Source organism: Azospirillum sp. P4_B5 (assembly GCF_056402275.1).
The window spans coordinates 44,379-56,300 of the sequence record NZ_JBFUHT010000016.1; the positions used below are offsets into that span (position 1 = coordinate 44,379).

The following is an 11,922-nucleotide window of genomic DNA, read 5'->3' on the forward strand; positions in this document are numbered from 1 at the left end:
CATGCCCATCTTCAGGACGGTCAAAATTTTTCGCACTGCGGTGGTACCTGAAAGCCCTTCTTGCGCATTGAATGGTGCAGAAAGCCGCGGATCACGGCCACCTGATCAATTACAGGTACGTGCCGCGGGTTTCGCCGGAGTTCTGGAAACCACCCTTAAGTTTACGGCGTCCTTCACGTCGACCACCATGAACACGCTGACAATCCTGGCACGCACGGTTGAAATCTTCGATCGCCAAGCCAATGGCTACATCGCCGGTACCGGGGATAACGGAAACACGATTCTTGACGTGACCACGGGGGAAGGGCAGTGACATGGCGGTGCGCGCCGTGTCCGTCCAACCTCCGCTCTGGGTGGTCTTCTCCCTTGTCTCCAGCCCCGGCGCTTCCCTGACGGAAGGCGATTTCCTGCGGTTCGACAAACCGTTGGGAGGCAGGCTGACGGTGTCCGACCAGGGCATTCTCTTGCCAGCGGGCCGCATCTTCAAACTGTTGGCTTCCTTGCGCTGTCAGGTCCAGGGCGAGGGCATCGGCCGGTTCCGCTGGATCGTGACCACGGGGGAGGCGAGTGTTGCCACCACGGACGCGCTCGTCGGGTCCGCCGGCCCTGGCGATTCTCCGGCGGCCGGGCAGTCGCAAGCCCATGCGGTGGTAACCACGACGACTGAAACCACGGTTCAACTGTGCATCGCGACGCTGGAAACGCTGAGGCTGCTTCATGCCGAAGGTGTCGCGGACATCACGGAAATGTCCTGAGGCCGTGGGCAGGGGGCCGTCGCCCTTTTCCTGCCACGGTCACGGCCTTATGTTCGGAGCGGCGTTTCGCAAGAAACGCCGTTTCCGTGCCCTCCCAGGACAACTCATGATCTTCTCCGCTTTCGAACGCATGGTCGCGATGCGCTATCTGCGGGCGCGCCGCCAGGAAGGGTTCATCTCCGTCATCGCGGGATTCTCGCTGCTGGGCATCGCGCTCGGCGTGGCGACGCTGATCATCGTGATGTCGGTGATGAACGGCTTCCGGGCGGAGCTTCTGGGCCGCGTGCTCGGCTTGAACGGCCATCTCAACGTCTACAGCGTCCGCGGTGGCCCGCTGCCCGACTACGACCCGCTGGTGCAGCGGCTCCAGGGCGTGCCCGGCGTGGTCGGGGTGACGCCGACGGTCGAGGGGCAGGCGCTGGTCTCGGTGCGCGGGGTCGCCTCCGGCGCGGTGGTGCGCGGCGTGCGGCCGGAGGACTTCCGGGTGCGTCCGACGCTGTCCCGCAACATCGTGCGCGGCACGGTGGAGGCGTTCGGAGAGGACAACATCGCCATCGGCATCCGCATGGCGCAGCGGCTGGGTCTGGTGGTCGGCGATCAGCTGACCCTGATCGCTCCGCAGGGCAACGTCACCGCCTTCGGCACCGTGCCGCGGATGCGCAGCTTCACCATCGGCGCCGTGTTCGACGTCGGCATGTTCGAATACGACAACAGCTTCATCTTCCTGCCCCTGCCGGAGGCCCAGGCCTTCTTCCGCACCGGTGAGGCGGTGACCTCGCTGGAGGTCTTCGTCAGCGACCCGACCCGGATACGGGAGGCGCGCGACGCCATCCAGGCGGCGGTGGCCGGGGTGGGGCGGGTGGTCGACTGGCAGCAGTCGAACGCCAGCTTCTTCACGGCGCTCCAGGTCGAGCGCAACGTAATGTTCCTGATCCTGTCGCTGATCATCACGGTGGCCGCCTTCAACATCATCTCCAGCCTGATCATGCTGGTGAAGGACAAGGGACGGGACATCGCCATCCTGCGCACCATGGGCGCCACCCGCGGCATGATCATGCGCATCTTCTTCCTGTCCGGCGCCTCGGTGGGGGTGGCGGGGACGCTGCTGGGGGTGGCCCTGGGCGTGTCCTTCGCCCTGAACATCGAGACGATCCGCCAGGGCATCCAGGCGCTGACCGGCACCAACCTGTTCAACGCCGAGATCTATTTCCTGTCGCAACTGCCGGCGAAGATCGACTGGTCGGAGGTGGTTCAGGTCACCCTGATGGCGCTGGGACTGTCCTTCGCCGCCACCGTCTACCCGTCCTGGCGGGCGGCCCGTCTCGATCCGGTGGAGGCCCTGCGCTATGAGTGAGCCGATGCTGGAACTGTCGGGGATCGTCCGCACCTTCGAGCAGGCGGGGACGGAGCTTCAGGTGTTGCGCGGGGCGGAGCTGACCGTCCATGCGGGCGAGCTGGTCGCCCTGGTCGGCCCGTCGGGCGCCGGCAAATCGACCCTGCTGCACATCGCCGGCCTGCTGGAGCGCCCCACCGCCGGCACCGTGCGCATCGCCGGGACCGACGTGTCCGCCCTGGACGACGGGAAGCGGACGGAGGTGCGCCGCCGCTCGGTCGGCTTCGTCTACCAGTTCCATCACCTGCTGCCGGAATTCTCCGCGCTGGAGAACATCGTGCTGCCGCAGATGATCAACGGCGTGCCGAAGCGCACCGCCCGCGAGCGCGCCCTGGAACTGCTGCGCATGGTCGGGCTGGAGCCGCGCGCCGGCCATCGTCCGGCCCGCCTGTCGGGCGGCGAGCAGCAGCGGGTCGCCATCGCCCGCGCGCTGGCCAACGGGCCGGGCCTGCTGATCGCCGACGAGCCGACGGGCAACCTCGACCCGCACACGGCCGAGGGGGTCTTCGCCATGCTGACCACCATCGTCCGGCAGGCCCGTGTCGGTGCCCTGATCGCCACCCACAATCTGGAACTGGCGAACCGCATGGACCGGGTGTTCGAGATGAGCGACGGTCTTCTCGTGGAGCACGCCCGGGTTTGATCGCCGTCGTGGCGCGGCCGGGCAACCGGCCAAACCGCGTAAGAGTGGCATCGCCGTTCGGCGGATTGGTGATCGGCGCGTCCTGGGGCAGACTTCGCGCAACCCAACAAGGAGGGACCGGAGTCTATGGATCAGAAGATCATCGATTTGTACGACGAGTACACCCATCGGCCGCTGCCGCGCCGCGTCTTTCTGGAGCGGCTGGCGGTGCTGGCGGGCAGCGCGGCGGCCATTCCGGCGATCCTCTCACAGATCGAGCCGAACTACGCCCTGGCCGCCGAGGTGCCGGAGGATGACAGCCGGATCGCCACGGACCGCGTCACCTTCCAGGGGGCGACCGGCGACGTTCATGCCTATCGGGCGCGCCCGAAGCTGGCCGAGCAGGCGCCGTCGGTGGTGGTGGTCCACGAGAACCGTGGCCTGAACCCCTACATCGAGGACGTGACGCGGCGGCTGGCGGTGGCCGGCTTCGTCGCCATGGCCCCGGACCTGCTGTCCCCGCTCGGCGGCACCCCGCAGGACCCCGACCGTGCGCGCGAGATGATCGGTCAGCTCGACCCCGACAAGGCGGTGAACAACCTGATCGCGTCGATGAGCGACCTCATGGCCTATCGCTATTCGAACGCCAAGGTGGGTGCCATCGGCTTCTGCTGGGGCGGTGGCATGACCAACCGGCTGGCCATCAAGGCGCCGGACCTCAAGGCGGGTGTCGTCTTCTACGGTCCGTCGCCCGACCCGGCGCTGGTCACCACCATCAAGGCGCCGCTGCAACTCCACTACGCCGGGCTGGACAACAACGTGAACGCCAAGGTCCCGGCCTATGAGGAGGCCTTGAAGAAGGCCGGCAAGTCCTACGAACTCTTCATGTACGAGAACGTCAACCACGCCTTTCACAACGACACGTCGGCGGAGCGCTACAACAAGGAAGCGGCGGACCTCGCCTGGGGCCGGTCCGTGGAATTCCTGAAGAAGAAACTGACCTGACCGGTCATGACCGAATCGTAGGGCCGGGTCATAGCCGATGGGTGGCGGGCCGTGCGGAGGGCAGCTTCAGCACGGCCACCGCCAGCCCGGCGAGGACGAGAAGCGCGCCGGCCATCTTCAGCGGGGTGAAGCTCTCCCCCAGGAACAGCGCGCTGGAACTCATGCCGAAGACCGGCACCAGCAGGGAGAAGGGCGCCACCAGGCTCGCCGGGTAATGGCGCAGCAGGAAGCCCCAGGCGGCGAAGCCGAACAGCGTCGCTCCGAAGGCGATGTAGGCCACCGCCCCGACACCCAGCGGAGTCAGATGGGTCAGGGCCTGCCATGCCCGGTCCGGCCCCTCCAGCCCCAGCGACAGCAGCAGCAGCGGGATCGGCGGCACCACGCTGATCCACAGCATCATGCGGAACAGGTCCGGCGCCTTGGCCTGCTTCATCAGCAGGTTGGCCACGCCCCAGGTCGCGGCGGCGGCGATGACCAGCCCCAGCCCGAGCAGCGAATCGCCCGCCGGCATCTCCAGCGCGATCAGGCCGATTCCGGAGAAGGCCACCGCCATGCCCAACACCTGCTTCGGTCCGGGCCGCTCGCCCAGAACCGCCGCGGCGAACAGGGCGGTGAAGAAGGCCTGCGATTGCAGCACCAGCGACGACAGCCCTGCCGGCATGCCGATGTCCATCCCGACGAACAGCAGCGAGAACTTCACCACCCCCAGCACCATCCCGATGCCCAGGATGAAGCGCCAGGGCACCGGCGGACCGCCGCGAACCCCCAGGAAAAGAAGCGGCAGCGCCGCCAGCGCGAAGCGCAGGGCGCAGAACAGGATGGGCGGGAAATCCGCCAGACCGACCTTGATGGCGACGAAGTTGAGGCCCCAGATCGCCGCGACGGCGAGGGCAAGGCCAATGTGAGCGGTGCGCATGGGAGCGGAGGTTAGCGGTGGACAACCCGTTGGTCAATGCGGTGCCCGATGCACTCATCGCGGGTCAGGTCCCCGAAACCCTTCACTTATCCGTGTGCAGGATGCGGCACTCGTCCAACGCCGCCAGCGCCCAGGAGGAACCGCCCAGGTTGACGTCGCCGATGTCCGTCCCGCCGCCGTCCCGTTGCAGCGTCACCGCGCGCGACCGCATGAAGGGTTCGAAGAGATCCTCGTATTTCGGTAGTTCGACCGGAACCACCACGCCGCCGTCGGGCATGGGGCTGGCCTCCAGCGCCATGGTCTCGCCGTCGGGGAAGATGGCGGTCAGGCGGCTTTCCGTGTCCGTGCTGGCCTGGGCGTGCTGGTCGGCGTTGACCAGCATGGCGGCTCCCTTCGCCGTCGCCCGGAAGGAGAGGGGGGAGGAGTCGTCCGTCCGCGTGGCGTAGCAATAGGCCGAGCCGGTCTTGGTCGCCGGATGCGCCCGCACGACCCAGCCCTTGTTCTGCGCGACGACGCGCCCCGGCGCGTCGGACAGGGGGGAGGCGACGGTTTCGGGCGGCGGCGGCCGGTGGGTCTGCTCCGCGGACGGTGCGGGTGCACCGGTGGTCTGGCAAGCCGTGAGGAGCGTGGCCGCCAGCACCGCCAGAACGGCGCTGGAGCGGATGCGGCGCATGGAACGGGTCATTCTCGAATCGTGGCTCTGCCTCTTTCGATAGCACGAACACGCATGATCGGGAAATCTTCCCTTACCTTCGATAGGGCCGGCGCATCGCCGCATGGCCGGGCCCGCGCTTGGTCCCTTGCAGATGCGGGCGGGATGCGCGACGACTAGGGGAGACTTCCCCCTTCGCTGGAACCGGTGCCCATCTCCGCCATGCCCCACGCCGACTTCATCCACCTGCGCGTCCACTCCGCCTATTCCCTGTCCGAGGGCGCCATCAAGGTGAAGGAGCTGGTCAAGCTCTGCCAGAAGAAGGGCATGCCGGCGGTCGCCGTGACCGACACCGGCAACCTGTTCGGCGCGCTGGAGTTCGCGCTGGCCGCCGCGGATTCGGGCGTGCAGCCGATCATCGGCACGGTCCTGGGCATCACCCGAGTCGGTCCCGCCAACGGCAAGCCGGGCCTGCCGGGCAAGGCCGCGTCGGTTCCCGACCAGCTCGTCCTGCTCTGCCAGAGCGACGAGGGCTACCGGAACCTGATGAAGCTGGTCTCCAAGGCCTTCCTGGAATCCGACCCGATGGCCGGGCCGCAAATCCCGCTGGACGCGCTGGAGGGCCACTCCGCCGGGCTGATCGCGCTGACCGGCGGCCCAGCCGGTTCGGTCGGGCGGCTGCTGGGGGAGGGGCAGAAGGATCTGGCGCTCGACGTGCTGGAGCGGTTGAAGCGGCTGTTTCCCGGTCGGCTCTACGTCGAGCTTCAGCGCCATCGTGATCATTTCCAGGTGATCGAGGATGCCATCGAGCCGGCGCTGATCGACCTCGCCTACGCCCATGACCTGCCGCTGGTCGCCACCAACGACTGTTACTTCGCGACCGAGGACATGTACGAGGCGCACGACGCGCTGCTCTGCATCGCCGAGGGCGCCTACATCAGCCAGACCGAGCGCCGCCGCCTGACCCCCGACCACCGCTTCAAGTCGGCCGAGGAGATGCGGGACCTGTTCAAGGACCTGCCGGAGGCGGTGGACAACACGGTCGCCATCGCCCGGCGCTGCTCCTTCCTGCTGAAGCCGATCAAGCCCATCCTGCCGCCCTTCCCCTGCGAGGGCGGCCGCGACGAGGGGGAGGAGCTGCGCGCCCAGTCCCGCGAGGGTCTGGAAATGCGGCTGAACAGCGTCGTCTACACCCCGGACATGACGCCGGAGCAGCGCGCGGAGACCCGCAAGACCTACTTCGAGCGGCTGGAGTTCGAGCTGGACGTCATCGTGTCGATGAAGTTTCCCGGCTACTTCCTGATCGTGTCGGACTTCATCAAATGGGCCAAGTCGCACGACATCCCGGTGGGGCCGGGCCGTGGTTCGGGCGCCGGCTCGGTCGTCGCCTGGGCGCTGACCATTACCGACCTGGACCCGCTGCGCTTCGGCCTGCTGTTCGAGCGCTTCCTTAATCCCGAACGCGTGTCGATGCCCGATTTCGACGTGGACTTCTGCCAGGACCGCCGCGAAGAGGTGATCCGCTACGTCCAGGACAAGTACGGCTACGACCGCGTTGCCCAGATCATCACCTTCGGTAAGCTGCAGGCCCGCGCCGTGCTGCGCGACGTCGGGCGCGTGCTGCAGATGCCCTACGGGCAGGTGGACAAGATCTGCAAGCTGGTGCCGAACAACCCGGCCAACCCGGTGACGCTCCAGCAGGCGCTGGACAGCGAGGAGATGCTGCGCCAGGCCCGCGACGGCGACGAGACGGTGGCGCGCCTCGTCAACATCGCGCTGAAGCTGGAGGGTCTGTACCGTCACGCCTCGACCCACGCGGCAGGCGTGGTGATCGGCGACCGGCCGCTGCACGATCTGGTGCCGCTGTACCGAGACCCGCGGTCGGACATGCCGGTCACCCAGTTCAACATGAAGTTCGTCGAGCAGGCCGGTCTGGTGAAGTTCGACTTCCTCGGCCTGAAGACGCTGACCGTGCTGAAGACGGCGGTGGACCTGATCCCCGAAAAGCCGGACCTGACCACGGTCACGCTGGACGACCCCCGAAGCTACGAGATCCTGGGGCGCGCCGAATCGACGGGCGTGTTCCAGCTGGAAAGCTCGGGCATGCGCGACGTGCTGCGCCGGCTGAAGCCGAACCGGCTGGAGGACATCATCGCGCTGGTGTCGCTCTACCGCCCCGGCCCGATGGACAACATCCCCAAATACATCAAGGTGAAGAACGGGGAGGAGTTGCCCGACTACATGAATCCGGCCCTGGAGCCGATCCTGAAGGAGACCTTCGGGATCATGATCTACCAGGAGCAGGTCATGCAGATCGCCCAGGTGCTGTCCGGCTATTCGCTGGGCGGCGCCGATCTTCTGCGCCGCGCCATGGGCAAGAAGATCAAGGAGGAGATGGACAAGGAGCGCGACAAGTTCGTCGTCGGCGCCAAGGACAAGGGCGTGGACCCCGATCAGGCCAGCATGATCTTCGATCAGGTGGCCAAGTTCGCCGGCTACGGCTTCAACAAGAGCCACGCCGCCGCCTACGCCCTGGTCGCCTACCACACCGCCTATCTGAAGGCGAACCACCCGGTGGAGTTCATGGCGGCGTCGATGACGCTCGACCTCGGCAACACCGACAAGCTGAACGTCTTCCGGCAGGAGCTGGTGCGGCTGAAGATCAAGCTGCTGACGCCGGATATCAACAAGTCCGACAGCATCTTCGGGGTGGAGGCGCTGCCCGACGGCGGCAAGGCGGTGCGCTACGCGCTGGCCGCCGTGAAGGGCGTCGGCCTGCCCGCCATGAAGGCGGTGGTGGAGGAGCGGCGGATGAACGGCCCCTACAAGAGCCTGTTCGATTTCGCCCGCCGCCTCGACCTCAAGACCATCAACAAGCGCCAGCTGGAGAACCTGACCTGCGCCGGCGCCTTCGACGGGATCAACCCCAACCGCGCCCAGGTCCACGCGGCGCTGGAGACTCTGATCCGCTACGCCCAGGCCGAGGCGGCGGAGCGCGACAGCGGCATCGGCAACCTGTTCGGCGGAGCCGGAGGCGGGCTGAAGGAGCCGGATCTGCCCAAGGTCAAGGAATGGGAGCCGCTGGAGAAGCTGAAGCACGAGTTCGGCGCCATCGGCTTCTACCTGTCCGCCCACCCGCTGGACGCCTTCGCCGGTCCGCTGGCCCGCATGAGGGTGGTGCGGTCGGCGGATCTCGCGGGGGCGGTGGTCGGCGGGGGCTCGACGCGGCGCAGCGTGGCCGGCATCGTGGTCAGCCGCAAGGAGAAGACCGCGAAGTCCGGCAACCGCTTCGCCTTCGTGGAGCTGTCCGACGGCAGCGGCGGCTACGAGGTGACGGTCTTCTCCGAGGTGCTGGCGACCAACCGCGACCTGCTGGAGGCCGGGCGCCCGGTTCTGATGACCGTGGACGTACAGATGAACGGCGAGGACATCCGCCTGACCTGCCAGGAGGTGAAGCCGCTGGAGGACGCCGTCGCCCAGGTCTCCGATGGGCTGAAGGTGGTGGTGCGCGACGGCGGACCGGTGGAGAGCATCCGCGGCATGCTGGAGCGGCTGGCCCGCGGCAAGGGCAAGATCCACCTGCTGGTCGAGATCGACCCGCTGAAGGAGGTGGAAATCCAGCTCCCCGGCTCCTTCAACATCACCAACCAGAGCCGGGCCGCGCTGAAGGCGGTGCCAGGGGTGGTCGAGGTGGTGGAGCTGTAAAGAATACGCTTTCCATGACGAAGCGGTGCGCGATGCACCGCATTCGGCGCCAACCAATTGGCAAACCGGTGTTGCCAAAGCGGTTGCGGCGGGCTATGTAAGCGCCGTCGTCAAAACCTCACGCGGGCTGGCGGTCCCTCGGCTTTACCCCGATGGCCCGATCCGGTGTCCTGTCAAACGGACAGTGCCCGCGGCGGAGCAACCGGAAAAGGACTTTTCCAAATGGCTATTCCGTCTTTCACCATGCGCCAGCTGCTCGAAGCCGGCGTCCACTTCGGTCACCACACCCGTCGCTGGAACCCGAAGATGGGTCCGTACATCTTCGGCGTGCGCAACGGCGTGCACATCATCGACCTGGAGCAGACCGTCCCGGCGCTGCACCGCGCCCTGCAGGCCGTCCGTGACGTCGTCGCCGGCGGTGGCCGCGTCCTGTTCGTCGGCACCAAGCGCCAGGCCCAGGAAAAGGTGGCCGAGGCCGCGTCGAAGTGTGGCCAGTACTACGTCAACCACCGCTGGCTCGGCGGCATGCTGACCAACTGGAAGACCATCTCCCAGTCGATCAAGCGCCTGCGCGAGATGGAAGAGCGTCTGGGCGGCGACACCTCGGGCCTGACCAAGCGCGAAATCCTGGAGCTGACCCGCGAGCGCGACAAGCTGGAGCGCGCGCTGGGCGGCATCAAGGAGATGGGCGGCCTGCCGGACGTCCTCTTCATCATCGACACCAACAAGGAGTCGATCGCCGTCAAGGAAGCCAACAAGCTCGGCATTCCGGTCATCGCGGTGATCGACAGCAACTCCGATCCGGACGGCGTGGCCTTCCCGATCCCGGGCAACGACGACGCCCTGCGCGCCATCGACCTGTACTGCGAGCTGGTGAACGGCGCCGTGCTCGACGGTCTGCAGGCCGAGATGAGCGCCGCCGGCATCGACGTCGGCTCCAGCGAGGAGGCTCCGGCCGAGCAGCTGCCGGAAGCCGAAGCGGAAGAGGCCGCGCCGGCTGAGCAAGCCCAGGCCTGATCCCGGTGATACGGGGCAGCCGGGCCTTATGACCTATGGCCCGGCTGCCTTTTTTATGAGTTGTTTGGATCAACCCGATCCGCTTGGATCTGTTCGGAAGGAAGAGGGCGAAACCATGGCCGAGATTACCGCCGCGCTCGTCAAGGAACTGCGCGAGAAGACCGGCGCGGGCATGATGGACTGCAAGAAGGCGCTGGCCGAGACCCAGGGCGACCTCGAGGGCGCCGTTGACTGGCTGCGCAAGAAGGGCCTCGCCGCCGCCGCCAAGAAGTCCGGCCGCGTCGCCGCCGAAGGTCTGGTCGCCGTCGCCACCGCCGGCACCGCTGGCGCCGTCGTCGAGGTGAACGCCGAGACCGACTTCGTCGCGCGCAACGACAAGTTCCAGGCCTTCTCCCTGAAGGCCGCCGAGCTGGTCCTGTCCGGTTCGGGCGACGTCGAGGGTCTGAAGGGCACCGCCTATCCGGACGCCGGCCGCACGGTCCAGGAAGAGCTGACCAACCTGATCGCCACCATCGGCGAGAACATGAACATCCGCCGCTCGGCCAAGCTGTCGGTTCCGGCGGGCGTCGTCGTGTCCTACGTCCACTCGGCCATCGCGCCGGGCCTCGGCAAGATCGGCGTTCTGGTCGCCCTGGAGTCGACCGGCGACACCGCCAAGCTGAACGAGCTGGGCAAGCAGGTCGCGATGCACATCGCCGCCGCCCGTCCGGACGCCCTGGACATCGCCGACGTCGATACCTCCGCGCTGGAGCGTGAGCGCAACGTGCTCGCCGAGCAGGCCCGCGCCTCCGGCAAGCCGGAAAACATCGTCGAGAAGATGCTCGAAGGCCGCATCCGCAAGTACTACGAGGAAGTGGTGCTGCTGGAGCAGACCTACGTGATCGACGGCGAGACCAAGGTCCGCAAGGTCGTGGAGAACGCCGCCAAGGACGTCGGCGCCCCGGTCAAGGTGACGGGCTTCGTCCGCTTCGCGCTGGGCGAGGGCATCGAGAAGGCGGAGAGCGATTTCGCCGCCGAAGTCGCCGCCGCCGCCGGCCAGAAGTAAGGACCCGGCGACCCGCCGCACGCACTCTTCACACCAACCGGGAGAAAGCCCCCCATGGCCCAGACCACCGGGACCACCGAGCCGGCTGACGGCATCCGCTTCAAACGAGTCCTGCTGAAGGTGTCGGGCGAGGCGTTGATGGGTCAGCGCGACTACGGCCTCGACCCGGAGGTGGTCAACCGCGTCGCCAACGAGGTGAAGGCGGTGATCCAGCTGGGCGTCCAGGTCAGCCTGGTCATCGGCGGGGGCAACATCTTCCGCGGGGTGAAGGGTGCGGCGAGCGGCATGGAGCGCGCCTCGGCCGACTACATCGGGATGCTCGCCACCGTGATGAACGCCCTGTCGATGCAGAGCGCTCTGGAGCGGATGGGTGTGGCGACCCGCGTGCAGTCGGCCATTCCCATGTCCTCGGTGTGCGAGCCCTACATCCGGCGCCGCGCCATCCGGCACATGGAGAAAGGCCGCGTGGTGATCTTCGCCGCCGGCACCGGCAACCCCTTCTTCACCACCGACACCGCCGCCGCTCTGCGCGCGTCGGAGATGGGCTGCGACGCTCTGCTGAAGGGCACGCAGGTGGACGGCGTCTACACCGCCGACCCGAAGAAGGTGAAGGACGCCGAGCGTTACGAGCGCCTGGGCTACCTGGACGTCCTGGCGAACGATCTGCAGGTGATGGACGCTTCCGCGATCTCCTTGGCGCGCGAGAGCCACATCCCCATACTCGTGTTCTCGATCCACACCCCCGGCGCCTTTGCCGAGGTGATGCAGGGCCGGGGCAAGTTTACGATCATCAACGAAGAAACGGAGTGAGC

At 67.2% G+C, this 11,922-nt stretch carries 11 protein-coding genes; 9 read left to right on the forward strand and 2 right to left on the reverse strand.

The window, feature by feature from the left end:
• Position 1: 1 nt before the first annotated feature.
• The 5 genes from AC1DVI_RS14385 to AC1DVI_RS14405 all read left to right on the forward strand — a co-directional run bounded on the left by AC1DVI_RS14385 (position 2) and on the right by AC1DVI_RS14405 (position 3,775).
• Complete coding sequence (locus AC1DVI_RS14385) at positions 2–313, forward strand: hypothetical protein (RefSeq protein ID WP_476958527.1); 312 nt, start codon at positions 2–4, stop codon at positions 311–313.
• A gap of 1 nt (position 314) precedes the next feature.
• Complete coding sequence (locus AC1DVI_RS14390; protein WP_476958528.1) at positions 315–755, forward strand: hypothetical protein; 441 nt, start codon at positions 315–317, stop codon at positions 753–755.
• Positions 756–861: 106 nt separating this feature from the next.
• Positions 862–2,109: a lipoprotein-releasing ABC transporter permease subunit gene (locus AC1DVI_RS14395; protein WP_476958529.1), complete on the forward strand. Its 1,248-nt coding sequence runs from the start codon at positions 862–864 to the stop codon at positions 2,107–2,109.
• Entirely contained in the window at positions 2,102–2,791 is a 690-nt protein-coding gene (locus AC1DVI_RS14400) for an ABC transporter ATP-binding protein (protein WP_174437597.1), read from the forward strand. The genes AC1DVI_RS14395 and AC1DVI_RS14400 overlap by 8 nt, the downstream gene beginning before the upstream one ends.
• 126 nt (positions 2,792–2,917) lie before the next feature.
• Positions 2,918–3,775, forward strand: coding sequence for a dienelactone hydrolase family protein (locus AC1DVI_RS14405; protein ID WP_476958530.1), 858 nt, complete (start codon positions 2,918–2,920; stop codon positions 3,773–3,775).
• Positions 3,776–3,803: 28 nt separating this feature from the next.
• On the opposite strand, the gene AC1DVI_RS14410 is transcribed toward AC1DVI_RS14405, so the two are convergent.
• Both AC1DVI_RS14410 and AC1DVI_RS14415 read right to left on the reverse strand, forming a co-directional pair.
• Positions 3,804–4,691: an EamA family transporter gene (locus tag AC1DVI_RS14410; protein ID WP_476958531.1), complete on the reverse strand. Its 888-nt coding sequence runs from the start codon at positions 4,689–4,691 to the stop codon at positions 3,804–3,806.
• Positions 4,692–4,773: 82 nt separating this feature from the next.
• Positions 4,774–5,376: a hypothetical protein gene (locus AC1DVI_RS14415; RefSeq protein ID WP_476958532.1), complete on the reverse strand. Its 603-nt coding sequence runs from the start codon at positions 5,374–5,376 to the stop codon at positions 4,774–4,776.
• A 189-nt stretch (positions 5,377–5,565) separates the two neighbouring features.
• On the opposite strand from AC1DVI_RS14415, the gene dnaE reads away from it, so the two are divergent.
• From dnaE to pyrH, 4 genes are all read left to right on the forward strand, one after another.
• On the forward strand, positions 5,566–9,048 hold the full coding sequence (gene dnaE, locus AC1DVI_RS14420; RefSeq protein ID WP_476958566.1) for a DNA polymerase III subunit alpha: 3,483 nt from the start codon (positions 5,566–5,568) through the stop codon (positions 9,046–9,048).
• Between the two features lie 222 nt (positions 9,049–9,270).
• A complete protein-coding gene (gene rpsB, locus AC1DVI_RS14425) occupies positions 9,271–10,065 on the forward strand; it encodes a 30S ribosomal protein S2 (RefSeq protein WP_035673095.1) in 795 nt (264 codons plus the stop codon).
• A 115-nt stretch (positions 10,066–10,180) separates the two neighbouring features.
• Entirely contained in the window at positions 10,181–11,110 is a 930-nt protein-coding gene (gene tsf / locus AC1DVI_RS14430) for a translation elongation factor Ts (RefSeq protein WP_237903792.1), read from the forward strand.
• Positions 11,111–11,164: 54 nt separating this feature from the next.
• Positions 11,165–11,920, forward strand: a complete 756-nt coding sequence (pyrH, locus tag AC1DVI_RS14435) for a UMP kinase (protein WP_476958533.1) — start codon at positions 11,165–11,167, stop codon at positions 11,918–11,920.
• The last annotated feature ends 2 nt before the right edge of the window (positions 11,921–11,922 follow it).